This window comes from Sphingomonas gilva (assembly GCF_003515075.1).
GTDB classification, from domain to species: Bacteria; Pseudomonadota; Alphaproteobacteria; order Sphingomonadales; family Sphingomonadaceae; genus Sphingomonas; species Sphingomonas gilva.
This window is the reverse complement of sequence record NZ_QWLV01000010.1, coordinates 67994-88432: the sequence shown is the minus strand read 5'-3', so window position 1 is coordinate 88432 and position 20439 is coordinate 67994. Positions and strand designations below refer to the sequence as shown.

At 68.6% G+C, this 20439-nt stretch carries 17 protein-coding genes; 11 read left to right on the top strand and 6 right to left on the bottom strand.

Going from position 1 to position 20439, the window contains the following annotated elements:
- The first annotated feature begins 63 nt into the window (after window positions 1–63).
- The 7 genes from D1610_RS16240 to D1610_RS16210 all read left to right on the top strand — a co-directional run bounded on the left by D1610_RS16240 (window position 64) and on the right by D1610_RS16210 (window position 7177).
- Window positions 64–642 (top strand): anthranilate synthase component II, encoded by a 579-nt coding sequence (locus D1610_RS16240; RefSeq protein WP_118865250.1) that lies wholly within the window; start codon window positions 64–66, stop codon window positions 640–642.
- Window positions 639–1634: an anthranilate phosphoribosyltransferase gene (gene trpD, locus D1610_RS16235; RefSeq protein WP_118865249.1), complete on the top strand. Its 996-nt coding sequence runs from the start codon at window positions 639–641 to the stop codon at window positions 1632–1634. The genes D1610_RS16240 and trpD overlap by 4 nt, the downstream gene beginning before the upstream one ends.
- Window positions 1631–2422 (top strand): indole-3-glycerol phosphate synthase TrpC, encoded by a 792-nt coding sequence (gene trpC / locus D1610_RS16230; RefSeq protein WP_118865248.1) that lies wholly within the window; start codon window positions 1631–1633, stop codon window positions 2420–2422. The genes trpD and trpC overlap by 4 nt, the downstream gene beginning before the upstream one ends.
- Window positions 2423–2526: 104 nt before the next feature.
- A complete protein-coding gene (gene moaC, locus D1610_RS16225; protein ID WP_118865247.1) occupies window positions 2527–2997 on the top strand; it encodes a cyclic pyranopterin monophosphate synthase MoaC in 471 nt (156 codons plus the stop codon).
- Window positions 2990–4174, top strand: a complete 1185-nt coding sequence (locus D1610_RS16220) for a molybdopterin molybdotransferase MoeA (protein ID WP_118865246.1) — start codon at window positions 2990–2992, stop codon at window positions 4172–4174. Before moaC ends, D1610_RS16220 begins: the two co-directional genes overlap by 8 nt.
- Window positions 4175–4229: 55 nt before the next feature.
- Complete coding sequence (lexA, locus tag D1610_RS16215; RefSeq protein WP_118865278.1) at window positions 4230–4907, top strand: transcriptional repressor LexA; 678 nt, start codon at window positions 4230–4232, stop codon at window positions 4905–4907.
- Window positions 4908–5137: 230 nt separating this feature from the next.
- Window positions 5138–7177, top strand: a complete 2040-nt coding sequence (locus D1610_RS16210) for a GMC family oxidoreductase N-terminal domain-containing protein (protein ID WP_118865245.1) — start codon at window positions 5138–5140, stop codon at window positions 7175–7177.
- On the opposite strand, the gene D1610_RS16205 is transcribed toward D1610_RS16210, so the two are convergent.
- Window positions 7174–9159 carry a ComEC/Rec2 family competence protein gene (locus tag D1610_RS16205; protein WP_245942346.1) on the bottom strand — a complete coding sequence of 662 codons (1986 nt, stop codon included), beginning with the start codon at window positions 9157–9159 and terminating at the stop codon, window positions 7174–7176. The two genes, D1610_RS16210 and D1610_RS16205, sit on opposite strands and share 4 nt — an antisense overlap.
- A gap of 149 nt (window positions 9160–9308) precedes the next feature.
- Here D1610_RS16205 and gltX point away from each other — a divergent pair, with 149 nt between their 5' ends.
- From gltX to D1610_RS16190, 3 genes are read left to right on the top strand one after another with little or no spacing between them, the layout of a single operon-like run.
- Window positions 9309–10727, top strand: a complete 1419-nt coding sequence (gene gltX, locus D1610_RS16200; protein ID WP_118865243.1) for a glutamate--tRNA ligase — start codon at window positions 9309–9311, stop codon at window positions 10725–10727.
- A gap of 20 nt (window positions 10728–10747) precedes the next feature.
- Window positions 10748–12031 carry a citrate synthase gene (locus tag D1610_RS16195; protein WP_118865277.1) on the top strand — a complete coding sequence of 428 codons (1284 nt, stop codon included), beginning with the start codon at window positions 10748–10750 and terminating at the stop codon, window positions 12029–12031.
- Window positions 12031–12225, top strand: a complete 195-nt coding sequence (locus D1610_RS16190) for a hypothetical protein (protein WP_118865242.1) — start codon at window positions 12031–12033, stop codon at window positions 12223–12225. The genes D1610_RS16195 and D1610_RS16190 overlap by 1 nt, the downstream gene beginning before the upstream one ends.
- A 317-nt stretch (window positions 12226–12542) precedes the next feature.
- Here the strand turns inward: D1610_RS16190 and D1610_RS16185 are convergent, their stop codons facing one another.
- Window positions 12543–13883: a sensor histidine kinase gene (locus D1610_RS16185; RefSeq protein ID WP_118865241.1), complete on the bottom strand. Its 1341-nt coding sequence runs from the start codon at window positions 13881–13883 to the stop codon at window positions 12543–12545.
- A 41-nt stretch (window positions 13884–13924) separates the two neighbouring features.
- Entirely contained in the window at window positions 13925–15082 is a 1158-nt protein-coding gene (locus tag D1610_RS16180; protein WP_118865240.1) for a hypothetical protein, read from the bottom strand.
- A gap of 145 nt (window positions 15083–15227) precedes the next feature.
- Here D1610_RS16180 and D1610_RS16175 point away from each other — a divergent pair, with 145 nt between their 5' ends.
- Window positions 15228–17513 (top strand): coiled-coil domain-containing protein, encoded by a 2286-nt coding sequence (locus tag D1610_RS16175; protein ID WP_118865239.1) that lies wholly within the window; start codon window positions 15228–15230, stop codon window positions 17511–17513.
- A gap of 168 nt (window positions 17514–17681) precedes the next feature.
- Here the strand turns inward: D1610_RS16175 and D1610_RS16170 are convergent, their stop codons facing one another.
- The 3 genes from D1610_RS16170 to D1610_RS16160 are packed head-to-tail and all read right to left on the bottom strand — an operon-like array spanning window position 17682 to window position 20429.
- Window positions 17682–17951: a DUF1467 family protein gene (locus tag D1610_RS16170; protein ID WP_118865238.1), complete on the bottom strand. Its 270-nt coding sequence runs from the start codon at window positions 17949–17951 to the stop codon at window positions 17682–17684.
- Between the two features lie 6 nt (window positions 17952–17957).
- On the bottom strand, window positions 17958–19595 hold the full coding sequence (locus D1610_RS16165) for a ribonuclease J (RefSeq protein WP_118865237.1): 1638 nt from the start codon (window positions 19593–19595) through the stop codon (window positions 17958–17960).
- Between the two features lie 36 nt (window positions 19596–19631).
- Entirely contained in the window at window positions 19632–20429 is a 798-nt protein-coding gene (locus D1610_RS16160) for a type III pantothenate kinase (protein ID WP_118865236.1), read from the bottom strand.
- Between the last annotated feature and the right edge of the window lie 10 nt (window positions 20430–20439).

Here is a 20439-nt window from a genome sequence, read left to right as displayed (position 1 = left end):
TCCGCCTCCTGAACCGCCTCGCACTTGTGTGCGCCGCGTTCGCCGATAAGGGTGCGCTCCGCCATGATCCTCGTCATCGACAATTACGACAGCTTCACCTGGAACCTGGTCCATTATCTGATGGAGCTGGGCGCGCCCGTCGAAGTCGTCCGCAACGACGCGATCTCCGCCGGCCAAGCCTTGTCGAGCGGGGCCAAAGGTTTCCTCATCTCGCCAGGCCCCTGCACGCCCAACGAGGCGGGCGTCAGCCTCGATTTGGTCGCCGCCTCCGCCGATGCGGGGAAGCCGCTGCTCGGCGTGTGCCTCGGCCATCAGGCGATCGGCCAGCATTTCGGCGGCAAGGTGGTGCGCGGCCACCTGATGCACGGCAAGACCGCACCGGTTGAGCATGACGCAAGCGGCGTGTTCGCCGGCCTGCCCTCCCCCTTCACCGCGACGCGCTATCACAGCCTTGTCGTCGAGGACGCGGGCGCGCCGCTCAAGGTCAACGCGACCAGCCCGGACGGCGCGGTAATGGGCGTGCGGCACGCAAGCCTGCCGATCCACGGCGTCCAGTTCCACCCCGAAAGCATCGCCACCGAGCACGGCCACGCGCTGCTCGCCAATTTCCTCAAGATCGCCGGCATGGAGCCGACCAAGTGAACCAGTACGGCCCCCTGCCCGATCCGCACGAGCCGCTCGGCCGCGAAGAGGCGGCCAGGGCCTTCGCCGACATCCTCGACGCCAAGGCGAGCGAGGACGAGATCGCCATCTTCCTCGTCGCGCTCTCCGAACGCGGCGAGACCAGCCTCGAAATCGCCGAGGCCGCCAAGGGCCTGCGCCAGCGCCTGATCCCGATCGAGGCCCCGGCAGGGGCGATCGACGTCTGCGGCACCGGCGGCGACGGCCACCACACCCTGAACGTCTCGACCGCGGTCAGCCTGGTCGTCGCGGCGTGCGGCGTGCCCGTCGCCAAGCACGGCAACCGCGCCGCCTCGTCCAAGGCGGGCGCCGCCGATACGCTGGAAGAACTGGGCCTCGACATGGAGCGCGCCGGGCGGCTCGCCGAGGCGAGTCTCAGGGATATCGGCATCGCCTTCCTGTTCGCCGCCAATCACCATCCCGCGATGAAGCGCATCACGCCGATCCGGAAGCGCATCGGCCGGCGCACCATCTTCAACCTGATGGGCCCGCTCGCCAATCCGGCGCATGTCGGCCGCCAGCTGATCGGCATCGCCCGCCCCGATTATGCCGAGCCCTATGCCGATGCGCTGGAACAGCTCGGCACCGAGGCGGCCCTGGTCGTCTCGGGTGAGGAAGGGCTGGACGAGATCAGCTGCGCCGGTGCGACGCGGCTGGTGCCGGTCGGACGCTTGCGCATGGAGCACCGGATCACGCCCGAGATGGTGGGCATTCCCAGCCATCCCATCTCGGCGATCCGTGGTGGCGAGGCGGCGCACAACGCCGCCGCGCTCCGCCGCCTGCTCCAGGGCGAGCACGGCCCCTATCGCGACGCGGTGTTGATCAACGCCGCCGCCGCGCTGCAGGTCGCCGGCCATTCGCCCAGCTGGGAGGCTGGGATAGAGGAAGCCGGCGAGGTGCTCGACAACGGCCTCGCCAACACGCTGCTCGACTGCTGGATCGCCTATTCATGACCGACGTGCTCAAGGAGATCTGCAACAGCAAGCGGCTGGAGGTCGCCCGCCGCAAGGCCGCGCGCCCGCTCGCCGAGGTGGAGGCGGCGGCGCGCGAGGCGTCCGCCGTGCGCGGCTTCCGCGCCGCGCTCGAGACCAAGGCCGCGACCGGTCCCGCGCTGATCGCCGAGATCAAGAAGGCCAGCCCGTCCAAAGGCCCGATCCGCGAGCAGTTCGATCCGCCCGCCCATGCCCGCGCCTATCAGGCAGGCGGCGCGGCGTGCCTCTCGGTGCTGACCGACGAGCCCTATTTCCAGGGGGCGGACGCCTATCTGGTCGCCGCGCGCGAGGCCTGTTCGCTGCCCGTGCTGCGCAAGGACTTCATGGTCGATCCCTGGCAGGTCGCCGAGGCGCGGGCGCTGGGCGCGGACGCCATCCTGATCATCGTCGCGGCGCTGGATGACGGCGAGATGGCGGAGATCGAGGCGGCGGCGATCGATCACGGCATGGATGCGCTGGTCGAGGTCCATGACGCCGCCGAGCTCGACCGCGCGCTGCGGCTGAAGTCGCGGCTGATCGGCGTCAATAACCGCGACCTCAGAGACTTCTCGGTCGATTTCGAGCGCACCTATGAACTGGTCGGCCGCGCCCCGCCGGGCTGCACCTTCGTCGCCGAAAGCGGCCTTGCCAGCCGCGAGGATCTTGACGCCATGGCCAGGAAGGGCGTTCGCTGCTTCCTCGTCGGCGAAGCGCTGATGCGTCAGGCGGATGTCGAAGCGGCGACGCGCGCCCTGATCGGAACCGATTGACATGTTCCCCTTCCCCGTTCGTTTCGAGCGAAGTCGAGAAACGCGGTGCAGCGCGCTGGGCTACGTTTCTCGACTTCGCTCGAAACGAACGGATAGGGTGGAGCATGGCTGAACTCACCCATCTCGACGAAACCGGCGCGGCGCGCATGGTGGATGTGTCGGGCAAGGCGATGACCACGCGCACCGCCGTCGCGCGGGGCCGGGTCACCATGGCGGCCGAAGCATTGGCCGCCATCCGCGACGGCACCGCCGCCAAGGGGGACGTCCTCGCCACCGCCCGCATCGCCGGGATCATGGCGGCCAAGCGCACCAGCGACCTCATCCCGCTGTGCCACCCGCTGCCGCTGTCTTCGATCAGCATCGACCTCGCGACCGACGAGACCGGCATCACCGCCACCGCCACGGCACGCACCGACGGCAAGACCGGTGTCGAGATGGAGGCGCTCACCGCCGTATCGGTCGCACTGCTGACCTTGTACGACATGGCGAAGGCGCTCGATAAAGCCATGACCATCGGCGATATTCGCCTGCTCTCCAAGACCGGCGGCAAGTCCGGCGATTGGGTTCGTGGCTGATCTCCTGCCCGTCGCCGAGGCGCAGGCCCGGCTCCTCGCTCTGGCGCCGGCGGTCGCGGTCGAGACGGTCCCGCTCGCGCAGGCTGTGGGGCGCTGGACAGCCGCGCCCGTCATCGCTGCGCGCGACCAGCCCTTCGCCGATCTCTCCGCCATGGACGGCTACGCGCTGCGCTTCGCCGATCTCGGACAGCCCCTCAAAGTCGTCGGTGAAAGTGCCGCCGGAAAGGGTTTTTTGGGATCCGTGGCTGCGGGCGAGGCGGTTCGCATCTTCACCGGTGCGCCCGTGCCCGACGGCGCGGACACCATCCTTGTCCAGGAAGAAGCCGCGCGTGATGGTGACGGGCTTGCCTTGAGCGGCAAAGGGCCGCTGCGCATCGGCGCCCATATCCGTCCGCGCGCGCAGGATTTCGCCGCCGGCGCGGAGATCATTTCTGGCGGCGCGCACCTGACGCCAGCCATGATCGGCCTCGCGGCGGCAGCGGGGTACGGTGCTCTGCCGGTTCGCCGCGCCGTCCGCGTCGCGATTCTCTCGACCGGCGACGAACTCGTCCCCGCCGGCGCGCCAGCCAGCGGCGCGCAATTGCCCAGCTCGAACGCGCCGATGCTGGCGGCCCTGCTCGCCGACTTGCCCGTTACAGTGCTCGACGGCGGCATCGTCCGCGACGATCTCGCAGCGATGACCGCCGCCTTCACCGCGCTCGACGCCGACGTGATCGTCACAACCGGCGGCGCCTCGGTCGGCGACCACGATCTCGTACGCCCCGCGCTGCTGGCGGCGGGCGGCAGCCTCGATTTCTGGAAGATCGCGATGCGCCCCGGCAAGCCGTTGCTCGCCGGCCGTCTGGGCGGCGCGGTGGTGCTCGGGCTGCCCGGCAATCCGGTGTCCGCCTTCGTCACCGCCACGCTGTTCCTCCGCCCGCTGATCGCGCATCTCTCCGGCGCCGCCGATCCGTTCCCCCGCCGTCTCTCCGCGCCCCTCGCCCATCCGCTCCCCGCCAATGGCCCGCGCGAGGACTATATGCGCGCACGGCTCACGTCGGCGGGGCTGGACGCCTGGCCGGTGCAGGATTCGGGGATGCTCGCCGCGCTGGCCGGATCGGACGCGCTGATCGTCCGCCCGGTCCACGCCCCGCCCGTCGCCGCCGGCGATCTGGCCGAATATCTGCCGATCGCTTGACGAACTCGCACTTTGTTCCTACACGTTCTTCGTTCGTTCCATACGGAGGACCATGATGCTCACGCGCAAGCAGCACGAACTGATCTGCTTCATCAGCGATCGGCTGGAGGAGACCGGCGTCTCGCCTTCGTTCGAGGAGATGAAGGAGGCGCTCAACCTCAAGTCCAAATCGGGCGTCCACCGCCTGATCAGCGCGCTCGAGGAACGCGAGTTCATCCGCCGCCTGCCCAACCGCGCCCGTGCGCTGGAGGTGCTGCGCACCCCCGAGCGCCCCGACAGGAAGGTCACGCCGATCGGAACAGCCAAACCCAAGGCGACGGCATCCAAATCGCTGCCCATCGCCGCGAACGACGTGGTTGAGATTCCGCTCCACGGGCGCATCGCCGCGGGCCTGCCGATCGAGGCGCTGGAAGGCCAGTCGACTCTTTCGGTTCCAGCCGCCCTGCTCGGCTCGGGCGACCATTATGCGCTGGAAGTGTCGGGCGATTCGATGGTCGAGGCGGGCATCCTCGACGGCGACTATGCGCTGATCCGCCGCACCGAGACCGCGCGCGACGGAGAGATCGTCGTCGCGCTGATCGACGAGGACGAGGCGACGCTCAAATATTTCCGCCGCGAAGGCGCGATGGTCCGGCTCGATCCGGCCAATCGCAGCTACGATCCGCAACGCTACGATCCGCGCCAGGTCAGGGTGCAGGGCCGGTTGGCGGGACTGCTCCGCCGCTACGACTGATCCATCGCGGCGGGGTGACTCAGCATTGCCGTCGCCCCTGCGCAGGCAGGGGCCTCTGAGTTTGTGGCGCTCCGACGCCGCCCCTGCCGACTGCGGCCCCTGCCTGCGCAGGGGCGACGATATATTGGTGATGCGGTCCACCTCATTCGAACGGACCTAATGAACCCATCGCCCTCCACCCCTGATCGCGCTATGCCTTCCCCGGCAAGACGCGTCTTTCGGGGGGAAGCATGCGAAAACCGTTCAACTGGCTCCAGGCCACCATCCTCAAGGCGTTGACCGAGGCGCTGTTCCACCGCGTCGAGATGGTCATCCCACCCGCGCAGGTGGTCGCCAACATCCAGCACCAGTTCTCGATGGTGGAGGGCGGGAAGCCGCGCGAAATTGGCCTCACCCTCTATCTGCTCTGCATCGTGCTGGGCGGCCCCTTCTTCCTGCTGTTCGAGCCCAAATGGCGCGCGCGGCGCGTCGAAAAGCGGCTCAAGCGGTCGCGCAACGATCTGATGCAGGATCTCGCCCGCGTCCGCGGCGTCATCTATGCCGGCTATTACGGCCATTGGCAGGGCGAGAGCCAGGACGACAACCGCACCAACCCGGTCTTCGCCGATATCGGCTTCACGCTGCCCTGCCACCGCGTGCGCGGCCCCGGCGAGGTGCCGATCACGCCCTTTCCCGGCCGCGATCTGACCGCCCAGGACATCCTCGGTCACGACTCAATCCCCGATTCGGCCGGCGTCATCGTCATCGGATCGGGCGCCGGTGGCGCGGTCGCCGCGGCCAACCTCGCCGCCCAGGGGCAAGATGTCCTTATCGTCGAGGCAGGCCCGTTCTTCCCGTCTTCGGCGATCACGCACGAGGAACGCCGCATGACCGCGCGGCTGTTCGTCGATGGCGGCATCCAGACCAGCCGCGATCACGATATCGTCGTCTTCCAGGGCCGCTGCGTCGGCGGGTCGACCGTGATCAACAACGGCATCTGCCTGCGCGTGAATCAGGAAGGGTCGACCCATCCGGCGGCGAAGAACGTGTTCGCCGAATGGGCGGCGCTCGGCGCGCCGGTCGACGAGGCGCGCTTCACCCGCGCCTATGAAACGGTCGAGCGTCGCCTGTCGGTGCTTCCGATCGACCCCAAAAGCGGCCGCAACAATGGCCCGCACCTCACCGATGGCTGGCGCGCCTATGCCGCCGCCAGCGGCAATCCGGCCGATAGCGACGCCCCTGCAACCTGGTTCAGCAAGAATTACGGGCCGGACGGCATCGGCGCCAACTGCGCCTATTGCGGCTATTGCAACACCGGCTGCCCCTATGGCCGCAAGCAGGGCGCGGCACAGTCCTTCCTGCTCGACGCACGGCGTGACGGCGCGCGAATCCTCGCCGAAGCGCGGGTCGAGCGCATCCGCTGGCAGCCGGAGCTCGACGGTGAGGACCGCGTGGCCGAGGGCGTCGACGTCGTCCTGCCGAACGGACGCAAGCGCTTCATCCGCGCGACCGCCGGCGTCGTCGTCGCGGCAGGCGCGCTCGCCTCCAGCCGAATCCTCGACAAGAGCGGCATCGCCGGCGCCGGCCAGGGCATCTCGCTCAACATCGCCTGCCCGGTGGTGGCGCTGATGCCCGAGGACAAGGAGATGCGCGCCTGGGACGAGGACCAGATGGCGACCTATGTCGATTGCGGCGATTTCCTGATCGAATCGCATTTTCAGCCGCCGATGAGCATGTCGACGCTGATGCCCGGCTGGTTCCGCCGCCATGCGCGGCGGATGCGCAACTATAACCGGCTGGCCTCGGCGGGCGTGCTGTTTCCGGCGGACCGGCGCGGGCGGCTGGTGAATGGCGGGCTCAGCTTCAAGTTGCGCGACGACGTCGAGCTGCCGCTGCTCCGCCGCGCACTCGCGACGCTCTGCAAGGTCCACTTCGCCGCGGGCGCGATCGAGGTCTATCCGGCGCTTGCCCGCGGCCAGACGCTCACGCCCGATGACGACATCGACGCCTTCTTCGAAGACGCCATCCGCGAGGCGGACGACGTCACGCTTTCCAGCTCGCATCCCCAGGGGGGCAACGCCCGCAACGAAGACCCCGCAATGGGTGTGGTCGATCTCGATTGCCGCCTTCACGGCGCCGCCAACGTGCTGGTGACCGACGCCAGCACCTTCACCAGCTGCATCCGCGTCAACGCGCAGCTGACGACGATGGCGATGGCGCACTACGCCACCGAGGATGCGCCGTTCGGGCCAGTCGAGCGGCCGACAAGGGATGAGGTCGCATCAGCTTAGCGGGGCGGCATCACCGTTTCGGGGTTCCGCCAGGGGTGCTCGGCGTCCGGCTTCCGCACCGTGCGCACCACGGGATCATCGAAGGTGATCGCCACCCCACCGGTCCGCTCCAGTCCGGCCCGGTCGAGCTTCAACCAGCGCGGCGTACAGCTTCCCGGCAGTCTGCGGTCGCTGATTGCGATGTCGGCGCTGGTGCAGAGCGGTGCCATGTCGGCGATATCGACGAAATAGCTGCTCCGCGTTGCGAGGATGCGCCATGTGCGCCCATCGCGCGCGATATCCGCCACGCACAGATCGGCGCTGCACCGCGCGTTGGGCATCGCCGCCAGATCGGCGAGCTCATCCTCGGCTCCGCCATTCTCGGCGAGCGTGTCGCGCACATAATCGCCCGCCCGCGCGCGCAGCAGCGCCAGCCCGTCGCCCGTTCGAATCGCGGCGTGGCGGCCGTCGCCGGTCACCAGCAGATCGGGCGGCGGTGTCGCGGCGATCCAGATCAGTCCCGCTGCGATTGGGGCCAACCCGGCCAGTCGCAGCCGCGAATGCCACAGCAGCAGCCACAATCCGCCCGCGATCACCAGTGCGAACGCGCCGTCCGGCACGTGCGGGATCGCCGTCACCGATCCCGGCGCGGCGGCCACCGCATGCGCGAGCGCCAGCAACGCCTGCAGCGCCAGCCCCGCCAGCCACCAGACGGGCGCGCCGAGCCCGACCGGATCGAGCAGCAAAGCAAGCGCCTCGAGCGGCATGATGACGAAGGTGGTCAGGGGGATCGCAACGATGTTCGCCGCCGCGCCGTACAGCCCCGCCTTGTGGAAGTGGAACAGCACGATCGGCATCAGCGCGATCTCGACCGCGACTCCCGTCAGCAGCAGCGACAGCAGCACGCGGCCGGTCTTCGCCGCAAGCCCCTCCTCGCGCCGGGCGAGCAGCGCCTTCACGCGGGCGTGTTCGTGCAGCGCGACGATCGACGCGACCGCGGCGAAGCTCAGCTGGAAGCTGGGGCCCGCCAGGCTTTCGGGCCAGACCAGCAGCACGATCGCCGCGCCCGCTGCGACCAGCCGCATGGTGATCGCCTCGCGTCCCAGCGCGAGCGCGAGCAGCACCAGCAGCGCGGCGACACAGGACCGGATCGTCGGCACCTCCGCCCCGGCCAGCAGCGTGTACCCCACCGCCGCGGCCGCCGCCACGCCGGCCGCGATCAGCCTCAGCGGCGCGCGCAGCGCCAGCCACGGGCTGAGCGCCAGCAGCCGGAGCACCACCAGAAAGGTCGCCCCGACCACCGCGGTCACATGCAATCCGCTGACCGACAGCAGATGCGTCAGTCCCGCGCGCCGCAGCGCCTCGTCATCCTTCTCGGAAATCGCACCGCGATCACCGGTGACGAGAGCCGAGGCCACGCCGCCCACGCTCCCCGGCAGCTGCGCCTGGATATGCGCGGTCAGTCGGTCGCGCAGGCCCGGCGCGCGGTCGCCGCCCGAGATGATCTCGACCGGACTCAGAGCGCGCCCGGTCGCGCCCAATTGCAGGAACCAGGCGACGCGCCGGAAGTCGTAGGCGCCGGGCACCGCCGCATCGGCGGGCGGCATCAGCCGCGCCCGCAACCGCACGATTGCGCCGGGCGCGACCTTCGTCTCCTCGGCCGCGTTCACCCGCACCCGCGGCGGCAGCTCCGATCCCTTCTCTGGCGCGATGGTCAGCCGCACCATGTCGCGCGCTGGAAGCGGATCGGCCGCGATGACGCGCCCCCGCATCTCGACCACTGCCGGCCGTTCGAGCACTGGCGCGGCGAGCCGTTCCGCCCTCACCCAGATCAACGCGCAGCCCAGCGCTATCGCCAGCCCAGCCCAGAACGCCGCGCGGCCACCACGCCCACGCCAATCCATCGCGCCCGCCGCCGACAAGGCGAGGCCCACCAGAATAAGCGCCATCCATTCCGCGGGGCGCGACAGCAGGAACCAGCCGGCGATTCCCAGCCCCAGCATCACCGGCAGCCATAGAGCCAGCCGGTCGCGCTCGATCTCTAACAGACGCCCCAATTGAACCGGGCGCGGCCATTGCCCGCGCTCCTCATAGGCCGTAGAGGCTCCCCCGGTCGTACTGGCCATCCAATTCAGACTGGGAGCAGACGCGCTTGGGCGCAAGCACCGAAACCGGCGCGGTCGTGACGCGCTTCGCACCGTCGCCGACCGGCTATCTCCATATCGGCGGCGCGCGCACCGCGCTGTTCAACTGGCTATTCGCCCGTCATCACGGCGGCAAGTTCCTGCTGCGCATCGAGGACACCGATCGTGCCCGCTCGACCGAGCCGGCAATCGCCGCGATCCTCGACGGGATGCGGTGGCTCGGGCTCGATTGGGACGGCGACGCCGTCTATCAGTTCGCCCGCGCAAGCCGCCACGCCGAGGTGGCGCGCGAGCTGCTCGCGGCGGGCAAAGCCTATCGCTGCTATCTGACGCCCGAGGAGCTGACCGCACAGCGCGAGGCGGCCAAGGCCGAACGCCGCCCCTTCCGGCTCGACAGCCCATGGCGCGACGCCGATCCGGCGTCGGGGCCCGATCTGCCCAGCGTGGTGCGACTGAAGGCGCCGACCGAGGGCGATCTCGTCATCGACGACAAGGTCCAGGGGACGGTCACCGTCAACGCGGCCGAGATCGACGATTTCGTCCTGCTCCGCTCGGACGGCACGCCGACCTACATGCTCGCAGTCGTGGTCGACGACAATGACATGGATGTGACCCACGTCATCCGCGGCGACGATCATCTCTCCAACGCCTTCCGCCAGCTCGCGCTGATCCGCGCGCTCGGCTGGCGCGAACCGGCCTATGCGCATGTGCCGATGATCCACGGGCCGGACGGCGGCAAGCTTTCCAAGCGCCACGGCGCGATGGGCGTCGACGCCTATCGCGACCAGCTCGGCCTGCTGCCAGAGGCGGTCGGCAACTATCTGCTCCGCCTCGGCTGGGGCCACGGCGATGACGAGATCATCAGCCGCGCGGACGCGGTCCGCTGGTTCGATCTCGATCATGTCGGAAAATCGCCGTCGCGGTTCGATTTCAAGAAGCTTGCAAACCTCAACGGCCATTACATCCGCGAGGCGAACGATGCCCGGCTGGCCGCTCTGGTTGCCGATCGCCTGCCCTTCGCCGTCACCCCCGGGCAGCTGGATTTGCTGCGCCGCGCCATGCCCTCGCTGAAGCCGCGCGCCAGCGATCTCTTGGAATTGACCGACAATAGCGCTTTCCTTTTTCGCATGCGCCCACTGGAAATGGACGAAGCCGCCGCCGCTCTGCTAGGGGGGGATGCGCCGCTCATCCTGGCTCTCGCCCATGCTGCGCTTGACGCGAGCGAGAGTTGGGATACGGAAGCGCTCGAAACGGCGGTACGCCAGGTCGCCGAGGACGCCGGGGTGAAGCTCGGCGCGGTCGCGCAACCGCTGCGCGCCGCGCTCACGGGTCGCAAGACCTCGCCCGGCATCTTCGACGTGCTGGTGCTGCTGGGCCGCGAGGAAAGCTTGGGCCGCATCGCCGACCAGATGGCGAAGCCGGACTGACAACAGACGAAGGATCCATGATGACCGAGACCGCGAAGCTTCAGATCGGCAATCGCGAGGTCGACTATCCGGTGCTCACCGGCTCGGTCGGCCCCGACGTCATCGATATCCGCAAGCTTTACGGCGATACCGGGCGTTTCACCTTCGATCCCGGCTTCACCTCCACCGCGTCGTGCGAATCGGCGCTCACCTATATCGATGGCGACGAGGGCGTGCTGCTCCATCGCGGCTATCCGATCGGCCAGCTCGCCGAACATTCGAGCTTCATGGAGGTCTCGCACCTCCTCTTGAACGGCGAGCTGCCGAGCAAGGAGGAACTGGAGCGCTTCACCTACACCATCACCCGCCACACCATGCTGCACGAACAGCTGGCGCAATTCTATCGCGGCTTCCGGCGCGATGCGCATCCGATGGCGGTGATGTGCGGCGTGGTGGGCGCGCTTTCGGCCTTTTATCACGATTCGACCGACATCACCGATCCGCACCAGCGCATGATCGCCAGCCACCGGCTGATCGCCAAGATGCCGACGATCGCGGCGATGGCGTACAAATATTCGGTCGGTCAGCCCTTCGTCTATCCCGACAACACGCTGTCCTACACGGGCAACTTCCTGCGGATGACCTTCGGCGTCCCGGCCGAGGAATATGTCGTGAATCCGATCGTCGAGCGCGCGCTCGACCGCATCTTCATCCTCCACGCCGATCATGAGCAGAATGCGTCCACCTCGACCGTGCGGCTCGCCGGCTCGTCGGGGGCCAATCCCTTCGCCTGCATCGCCGCGGGCATCGCCTGCCTGTGGGGTCCGGCGCATGGCGGCGCCAACGAGGCGGCGCTCAATATGCTGCGCGAGATCGGAACGGTCGACCGCATCCCCGAATATATCGCCCGCGCGAAGGACAAGGACGATCCCTTCCGCCTGATGGGCTTCGGCCACCGCGTCTACAAGAACTACGATCCGCGTGCGACGGTGATGCAGCAGACCGTGCGCGAGGTGTTGGGCGAGCTCGGCGTCAGCGATCCCGTGTTCGACGTCGCGCTGCAGCTAGAGGAAATGGCGCTCAGCGACGATTACTTCATCGAAAAGAAGCTGTTCCCCAATGTCGACTTCTATTCGGGGGTGATCCTCTCGGCGATCGGCTTCCCGACCACCATGTTCACCGTGCTGTTCGCGCTCGCCCGCACCGTCGGCTGGGTCGCGCAGTGGAATGAGATGATCGCCGATCCGCAGCAGAAGATCGGCCGCCCGCGCCAGCTCTACACCGGCCCCACCCAGCGCGATTATGTGTCCATAGAGCAGCGCTGATGCGCACGCTGCTCTTCGTCGTCGGCATCCTGCTGCTCGCGGCGGGATCGCTGTTCATGGCGCAGGGCGGTAATCTCATTCATTGGCCATCAAGCAGTTCCATGCTCGGCGATGCGACCTGGGTGACTTACGGCTCGGCGATAGCGGTCGCCGGGCTGGTGCTGATCCTGATAGGACGGCGTATCCGGCGCTAGAGTTTGTCCTGTTTAGGTGTGGAATCCTTCCCTGCGCAGCCAGGTCCATCCGCCCATCCACAGTTGCCGCCGTCCGGGGTATGACGGGATAAGCCCCTGCCTCGGGTCTCAGCAAAGTACCACTTTGCCGGGTGCCCTACGCAGGGGCGACGAGAGAGTGAATCATGCAAAACAGGACAGCCCCTTAAGTCATAAGATGCGTCGGATTGGCGGGGAACGGACGCGAGCGCTGCTGCGGCTAACGCTTCAGGTCCTGAATCTCGCCTTGCGTCGCGCATCGGATCGTTTGCCAAGCATCGGCTTTATGAGTTCAAACTCTAATCCCGCGCCGGCAGCGTCAGCGCAAAACGCGCGCCCTGTCCCGGCGCGCTGTCGATTGAGATGTCTCCGCCCATCGCGCGCGCCAGGCGGCGGGCGATGTAGAGGCCGAGGCCGCTGCCGCCCGGTTCGGAAGGATCGATCCGCTCGAACTTCTCGAACACGCGCGCATGGTCGGACGCCGCGATGCCCCTGCCCTGATCGGCGACGATCACCGTCGCCAGGTCGCCCTCGCGCTCGGTCCTGATCCAGACCATCCCGCCTTCGGGCGTGTAGCGCACCGCGTTGCCGATCAGGTTCACAAGGATCTGCAGCACGCGGCGGAAGTCTCCGATCGCAGGCATCGCCTCTTCGGCGCCCGGCCGGTCGATACGGATGCCGCGATCGCTCGCGCGGACGGCGAGCAGCCCGGCTGCGCGGCGGGCGATATCGGCCAGGTCGACCGGTTCCTGCTCGGCGCGGAAATCGGCGCGCTCGATCGCCTCCAGGTCGGCGAGATCGTCGATCAGCCCCAGCAGGTGCCGCCCCGCACTGGCGATATCGCTGGCGTAATCGACATAATCGGCGCGCAGCGGCCCCTCCGACCGCGCGCTGATCGAATCGGCATTGGCGACGATGCGCGATAGCGGCCGGCGCAGCGCACGGCCGAGACGCTCCGCGAAGTCGGCCCCTATCACGGGCGGCAACCGCTCGTCGCCGCTATCGGGCGCGCGCACGGCCCGCCCGACATAGCCGGTCAGCCGATCCCGGCGATCACGCAAAGCGGATGCCGAAAGCAGCACGGCGGCGCCAGTGTCGCGCACGATCGCGCGCTGTCCGTCGAAATCGGCGCCTGCGGCGGTCGCCGCGAGGATCGGCAGCGATCCGTCATCCTCCTCCTCGAGCGCGAACACCCGGGTGAGCGGCCGGCCGATCAGGCGCGATGCGTCGAACGGAACGTCGCCATCAAGTGAAAGCGATACCAGCCGCAGTTGCGCATCGGTCTGCCAGCTCCAGTCCCCAATGGCGTCCATCTCGCCGATATCGGGGAACGCTGGCATACGCGGCGGCAGCGGCTTCCAGCCGCTCACCTCCAGCGCGACGCCCTCGGGCACCGGCTGCGCATCGATCCACAGGTCGAAATCATGCTCGCTGTCGCCGGCGATCGCCGGCCGGGAAACGGGTATTTCCAGCCGCGCGGCGAGCTTGGCGAGGGTCGCGACCTGCGGCAGCGCAAGCAGCCGGCCGATCGCGCCGCCCGCGCGCGCGTTGAGCGCAAGCAACTTCGGATCGGCGGACAGCAGGCGGCCTTCGCGGTCGAGCCGCGCGCGCGCAATGTCGCCAGGATCAGCCTCGGCCATGGCCCGCGCTTACGCGAAGCGCGGTTAAGACCGGATTACCCTTACCGCCGCAGCCGCTCGACCGCGACCGCCAGCGCGGCGGCGGCATGGATCGCGACCAGCGCCAGCCCTACCCGCGGCATCGCCAGCAGGCTGGCGGCGAACAGGATGCCCACGACCGTCGCCGGCGCGGGCGCCCATCTCAGCCGCTCGGCAAAGGCGCGCCGGCCGATCGCCAGCAAGGCCAGCGTCGTGGCCACGAGGGTGTATGAAGTCGGCCCGCCGCTGGCGAACACGCCCAGCGCCAATGCCGGAATCGCCGTCAGCGCCACACCGTCCGCGATCCATCCGGCGATCGCCGCGCGCGCCTCGTCGAAACCATGCAGCGCGCGGACGCGGATCACCGCCACCAGCAACACGGCCAGCAGCGCTAGGCCCATGCCCGGCGTCACCCAGCCGAGGGTCGCCGACGCCAGCCCGGCGAAGCCCGCGATCCCCGCCGCCACCTCCAGCGCCCAGGGCACGACCTTGCGCGCCTCCATCATCTCGATGAGCGGGCGGGCGATCCAGGCGGTGATCAGCCGCTCGCTCATCTGTCCCTCGCCGTCGGCCAGCGCCGCCATGCGCAGCGCGTCACCGCGCGCCGCATCCTCGCGGCCGGCGATCAGCAGATGGTCCGCGGCGCTCGCGTCGGGGCTCAGATATCGACGCACCGCGCCCGCCTGCGCGGTTCGCCGCAGCAGCGTCGATTGCAGGTCCCAGTCGCCCAGCGTCGTCACCGTCTCCTTGAGCAGCGCCGCGTCGATCAGCGCCACCCCCGCCCAGTGATCCTGCGGATCGATCCGCTCGAGCGCGGTGCCCGCGGGCGCCTGCGCCACCGAAAGCAGCACCGGCGCGCTTTCGTGGGCGATCGTGCGCAGCACGGCTTCGCTCACGACGACGCCGTCGCCCACCGCCAGCACCGGCTCGTCCGGGCGCAGCTTCTCGCTCAGTTCGGCGGGCCTGCGCGCCAGCTCTATCGCGATCCGACGCGAACCGAGCCGGTCGATCGCGGCGATCAGCGCGGGCGTGACCCGGCCTGCCGTGACGAACACGCGCGACGCGCCCGCCGCGACGAGCCGTCTCGCCTGCACCTCGATTACCGTCGCCCCGGCGAACGGCAGGGTCGCGACCAGCGCGCCATCGGCCTCGTCACGGGCGAAGATCAGTCCGGCGAACATGGGACCGTATTAGGCCAGCGATACGCCGCTTGGCAAAGTCATTGCACGGCGGCTGGCGCCGTCATCGTCGCCTAAACGCCCCCGGCTTAAGACGGGGGCTGCACCTGCCCCTTCGCATCGCCGCGAAAACTGATACGATGGCGAGATGACCGGGGGATATCAGATCATCGATCTGCACGGCGGCCGCGCGGCCGCGCAGCAGGCGGCGCCCACCCAGCCTGAGGAGGTCGCCGTGCCGGACATCGGTTTCGACGATGCCGAGCCTGCGGGCATATGGCCCGCGCGTCTCGCGCTCGGCGCGGCGATCCTGTTGGGCTTGGCATGGACCGGCTTCGTCATCTGGTCCTCGCTGCCTTTGCTTCGCGCCGATCCGCAACCGCCGGTGATCGCCGAGTGGTTGGCGGTGCTTTCCGCCCCCTTGGCGCTGATCGCGCTGATCTGGCTCGCCTTCCAGCGATCCGGCATGGCCGAGGCGAGCCGCTTCGCCCGCGCCGCCGCCCAGATGCGCGCCGAGGCGCAATCGCTCGATAATCTCGTTGTCAGGCTCGCCCAGCGGCTGGACGAGAATCGCGATGCTCTCACCGAACAAGCCGACCGGATGCTCCAGCAGGGCAACGTCGCGGCCGAACGGCTTGCCGCGATCAGCAACGGAGTCGCGCACGAGACCGCCTCGATCGATGCGCACGCCCAGCGCCTGCTCCAGGCGGCGACGGCCGCGCGCGCCGATATGAGCGTGCTGCTCGCCTCCTTGCCCAAGGCGCTCAACCAGACGCGCGGGATGGCCACCGGTATCCAGGAGGCCGGACAGAAGGCGCACGACGCTGCGCAGACGCTGGAGGCGCAGGTCGCCGCATTGATCGCGCGTGGACGCGAGGCGGACGAGGTCGCGGGCGGCGCGGCGCAGCGCCTGTCCGCACATCTCGCGCGGATGGAGAGCACCAGCGTCGCCGCGGGCAATCAGATCGACACCGCGGCGGGCGAAGCCGCAGCGATGGTCGAGCAGACGCTCGTCGCGGCACGCGAGACCATTGCGGAGGCCAGCCGCGACATCTCCGGCCAAGCCGAAGCGATGCGCGCGATGATCGCGGCGGGCCAGTCGGACATCGGCCGCGCGGGCAGCGGCGCGATCGACGCGATGGCCGAACGCATTGAGGCGATCGAGGCGACGATGGGCAGAATCGCCGAGCAACTGGCGCAGCAGCGCGAGGCCGGCGGTGCGGTGATCCAATCGATCGAGCGCGGCATCGATGGTGTCGAGGCTCGGCTGTCGCAGCTCGACGAGACGGGCACCGCGCGCACCCTGAAGCTGGCCGACTCGATCGGATCGCTGCGCGGGCATGCCGAGGAGATGGCCAAGACGCTGGAACAGGGCGGCAGCCTCGCCGATTCGCTCAAGGCCAAGGCCGAGGACCTGCTCGTGGCGCTCGAATCGAACGCGCGCGAGATCGACGAGACTATGCCCGAATCGATCCGCCGGCTCGACGCGCGCATCGCCGATACGCGCGCGGCGCTCGCTCCGCTCGGCGGCGAGGTCGACGCGCTCGTCGCTCCCAGCGAACGCACCCGCGACGCCGCAGCCGCCCTCGCCGCGCTGGTCGCCGAGCAGCGCACCGGGCTGGCCGCCGTGGAGCAATCCGTCTCCACGCACCTGACCGAGAGCAATGGCCAAGCCGAAGCGCTGTCCGCGCTGGTCGCCGAGATCTCGCAGGCTACGCAGGGCTTTGCCGACAGCGCCGCACCGCGGCTGGTCGAGGCGCTGCTCCGCGTTCGCGACACCGCGCACCAGGCATCGGACAAGGCGCGCACCGCGCTCGAGCAGGTCATCCCGCAGGCCGCGCAGGCGCTCGCCGACGCGAGCGGCGAAGCGCTGGAAAAGGCGCTGGACGACAGGCTGCGCGCCCGCCTGGGCGAGCTGGAGGAGGCGTCCTCCGCCGCCGTCGCCGCCGCGCACCGCGCCTCCGACCGCCTGATGCGCCAGATGCTGACCATTGCCGACACCACCGCGCAGGTCGAGCAGCGTCTGGCCGAGGCCAAGGCCGAGCGCGAGGAGTATGACGAGGACAATTTCGCGCGGCGCGTGTCGCTGCTGCTCGAGTCGCTCAATTCGGCGGCGATCGACGTCACCAAGCTGCTCTCGAACGAGGTCACCGACGTCGCTTGGGCGAGCTATCTGAAGGGCGACCGCGGCGTCTTCACCCGCCGGGCGGTGCGCCTGCTCGACAACAACGACGCGCGCGAGATCGCCCGTCATTACGACAACGAACCCGAATTCCGCGAGCAGGTGAACCGGTACATCCACGATTTCGAGGCGATGCTGCGCACCGTGCTGGCGAGCCGCGAGGGCACGCCGCTGGGCGTAACCCTGCTATCCTCGGATATGGGCAAGCTCTACGTCGCACTCGCCCAGGCGATCGAACGTCTGCGGACCTGACTTCCTTTAAACCCCTCCCTTTCAAGGGAGGGGAGGGGGTGGGTGAAGTGGCGGCAGCGGCTCGATGCCGCTGTCGGCGCTTTGGGCTGGATGTCGAAGAGTCTTTTGAGCGCGCAGACGCGCGCGCGCACCCCGACCCCCTCCCTTGAAAGGGAGGGGCCAGAGGCATCAGCCGGCGTTGCTGAACAAATCCAGCGCGTCGACGCCGATCCAGCCGTTGACGTAGTTGAGATAATAGAGCCCGAACAGCACCGTCGCGACGATCGTCGCGCGCAGCGCCATCCGCCAGAAATCGAACCGGTGGGGGGCGCTGTCGGCTTGGCCCGGCACCTTCGCCTCGCCCGCCTCGTCGCTGGTGCGCACGCCGAACGGCAGCACCAAGAAGATGCTGAGGTTCCAGAACAGGAAATAGATGGCGAGCGCCGAGGTCCACTGCATCGGTCGTCAGGCCTCCACGATCAGCACGTCGACCACCGGCTTCTTGCCCGTCCAGCGCGTCGCGCAGCGTCGGACGGCGAGACGGATACCCTCGCGCAGCATTTCGCGGTCGCGCTCGGGCTTGCGTGACGCTTCGGCCGCTGCCTCGGTCGCCTCGTCCAGGAACGCCTCGCGGTCCTCCTCCACCGGCACGCCCTGCAGCTTCAGCTGCGGTGCACCGATCGCGCGCCCGTCGCGTCCGATCGCGACCGCGACCGAGATCTGACCGTTCATCGACAGCCGCCGCCGTTCGCCCATCGTCGCGCCGTCCGCGGGCAGGATGACGTCGCCGTCCAGGATCAGCCGTCCAGTGCGCGTCTGGCCGATCCGCTCCGGACCATCGGGCGAAAGCCGCACGATATCGCCATTCTTCTGGACGATCGCGCTCGGCACGCCGACCTTGGCGGCGAAACGCGCCTGCTCCGCCATGTGGCGGATCTCGCCGTGCACGGGCACGACGATCTCCGGCCGGATCCACTGGTACATCGCCTTCAACTCGGGGCGCCCCGGATGGCCGGATACATGGACGAAGGCCTGGCGATCGGTGATCATGATCACCCCGTCGTCGGCCAGCCGATTCTGGATCACGCCGATCGCGGTTTCGTTGCCCGGAATCTGCTTGGACGAAAAGACCACGGTGTCGCCCGCGTCGAGCTTGATCGGATGGCTGCCATCGGCGATCCGCGCCAGCGCCGCGCGCGGTTCGCCCTGCCCGCCGGTCGCGACGATCATCACCTTGTCGCGCGGCAGCCGCATCGCCGTGTCCCAATCGACGGGTTCGGGAAAGTCGCGCAGATAGCCATTGGCCTTGGCGACCTTGATGATCCGGTCGAGCGAGCGCCCCGCGACGCACAGCGTTCGTCCGGTGTCCTTCGCTACCTCGCCCAGCGTCTGCAGGCGCGCGGCGTTGGACGCGAAGGTCGTCACCAGCACGCGCCCGCGCGCCTCGCCGATCACCTCGTCCAGCCCGCGCCGCACCGCGCCCTCGCTGCCCGACGCCTCAGGATTGAACACGTTGGTCGAATCGCACACCAGCGCGAGGATGCCCTGGTCGCCGATTGCGGTGAGCTCCTCGGCGGTGGAAGGCTGGCCGAGCAGCGGCTCCTCGTCCAGCTTCCAGTCGCCGGTGTGGAACACGCGGCCGAACGGCGTGCCGATCAGCAGCGCATTTCCTTCGGGAATCGAATGCGCCAAGGGCACATATTGGATGGTGAACGGCCCGATCGGGAACCGGCCTTCATTCTCGATGATGTTGAGCTCGATCTGGTCGAGAATGCCTTCCTCGGCCAGCTTGCCGGCGATCAGGCCGGCGGTGAAGGGGGTGGCGTAGAGCGGGACGCCGAGATCGGCGGCGAGATAGGGCAGGGCGCCGATATGATCCTCATGCCCATGCGTCAGGACGATGCCGAGCAGATCGTCGAGACGCTCCTCGATGAAGGCGAGATCGGGCAGCACCACATCGATGCCGGGATAGTTCGGATCGGCGAAGGTGATGCCGCAATCGACCATCAGCCACTTGCCCTGCGTGCCGTAGAGATTGACGTTCATGCCGATCTCGCCCGAGCCGCCAAGCGCGAGGAAGAGAAGTTCGTTACCGGGTGTCATGGAATTCCTTATATGCGCACGCGGGAGGCGGTTGCCTCAACCTTGATCGCGCGTGGTGCTCATATGGGCGCGGGCGTGCAGCATCGCCAGCCCCTGAATGGTCAGATCGGGTTCGACCGAATCGAAAATATCGGTCTGCGCGTCGAAAATCGTGGCAAGGCCGCCGGTGGCGATCACCTTGGCCGGTCGGCCGATCTCGGCGCGCATGCGGGCGACCAGGCCCTCCATCATCGAAACATAGCCCCAGAAGACGCCGATCAGCATCTGGTCCTCGGTATTGCGGCCCACAACCGAATTGGTCCGGGGCCGTTCGATTGCGATGCGCGGCAGCTTCGCGGCGGCGCTGACCAGCGCCTCCAGGCTCAGATTCAGACCCGGTGCGATGATCCCGCCCTTATAGGCACCGGTATAATCGACCAGATCGAAGGTCGTCGCGGTGCCGAAATCGATGACGATCAGATCGCCCTTGTAGAGCGCGTGCGCGGCGATGGTGTTGAGCGCACGGTCGGCCCCGACGCTGCCCGGTTCCTCGACGTCGAGCGCGATGCCCCACTCGGTCGTCCCCTGCCCGGCCACCTCCGCCTCGACGCCGAAATATTTGCTGCTCAGCACCTGCAAATTGTGCAGCGCGCGCGGCACCACGGTGCCGATGATCACCGCGGTGACGTCATCACGCGTACGCCCTTCCAGTTGCAGCAGCTGGTTGAGCCACACGGCATATTCGTCTGCCGTTCGCCGCGGATCGGTCGCGATGCGCCAGCGCGCCTTGATTTCCTGCTCCTCGGTGAGCGCGAAGACGATGTTGGTGTTCCCGGCATCGATGGCGAGCAGCATGGGAAGTCGG

Bases quoted from the DNA above. Each gene is read 5' to 3' on its own strand.
- D1610_RS16160 (WP_118865236.1), bottom strand. From the start codon at position 20,429: ATGCTGCTCGCCATCGATGCCGGGAACACCAACATCGTCTTCGCGCTC.
- D1610_RS16240 (WP_118865250.1), top strand. From the start codon at position 64: ATGATCCTCGTCATCGACAATTACGACAGCTTCACCTGGAACCTGGTC.
- D1610_RS16190 (WP_118865242.1), top strand. From the start codon at position 12,031: ATGCGCACGCTGCTCTTCGTCGTCGGCATCCTGCTGCTCGCGGCGGGA.
- trpC (WP_118865248.1), top strand. From the start codon at position 1,631: ATGACCGACGTGCTCAAGGAGATCTGCAACAGCAAGCGGCTGGAGGTC.
- lexA (WP_118865278.1), top strand. From the start codon at position 4,230: ATGCTCACGCGCAAGCAGCACGAACTGATCTGCTTCATCAGCGATCGG.
- D1610_RS16165 (WP_118865237.1), bottom strand. From the start codon at position 19,595: ATGACACCCGGTAACGAACTTCTCTTCCTCGCGCTTGGCGGCTCGGGC.
- D1610_RS16175 (WP_118865239.1), top strand. From the start codon at position 15,228: ATGACCGGGGGATATCAGATCATCGATCTGCACGGCGGCCGCGCGGCC.
- D1610_RS16170 (WP_118865238.1), bottom strand. From the start codon at position 17,951: ATGCAGTGGACCTCGGCGCTCGCCATCTATTTCCTGTTCTGGAACCTC.
- D1610_RS16180 (WP_118865240.1), bottom strand. From the start codon at position 15,082: ATGTTCGCCGGACTGATCTTCGCCCGTGACGAGGCCGATGGCGCGCTG.
- D1610_RS16195 (WP_118865277.1), top strand. From the start codon at position 10,748: ATGACCGAGACCGCGAAGCTTCAGATCGGCAATCGCGAGGTCGACTAT.
- D1610_RS16185 (WP_118865241.1), bottom strand. From the start codon at position 13,883: ATGGCCGAGGCTGATCCTGGCGACATTGCGCGCGCGCGGCTCGACCGC.
- D1610_RS16210 (WP_118865245.1), top strand. From the start codon at position 5,138: ATGCGAAAACCGTTCAACTGGCTCCAGGCCACCATCCTCAAGGCGTTG.
- D1610_RS16205 (WP_245942346.1), bottom strand. From the start codon at position 9,159: ATGCTGGGGCTGGGAATCGCCGGCTGGTTCCTGCTGTCGCGCCCCGCG.
- moaC (WP_118865247.1), top strand. From the start codon at position 2,527: ATGGCTGAACTCACCCATCTCGACGAAACCGGCGCGGCGCGCATGGTG.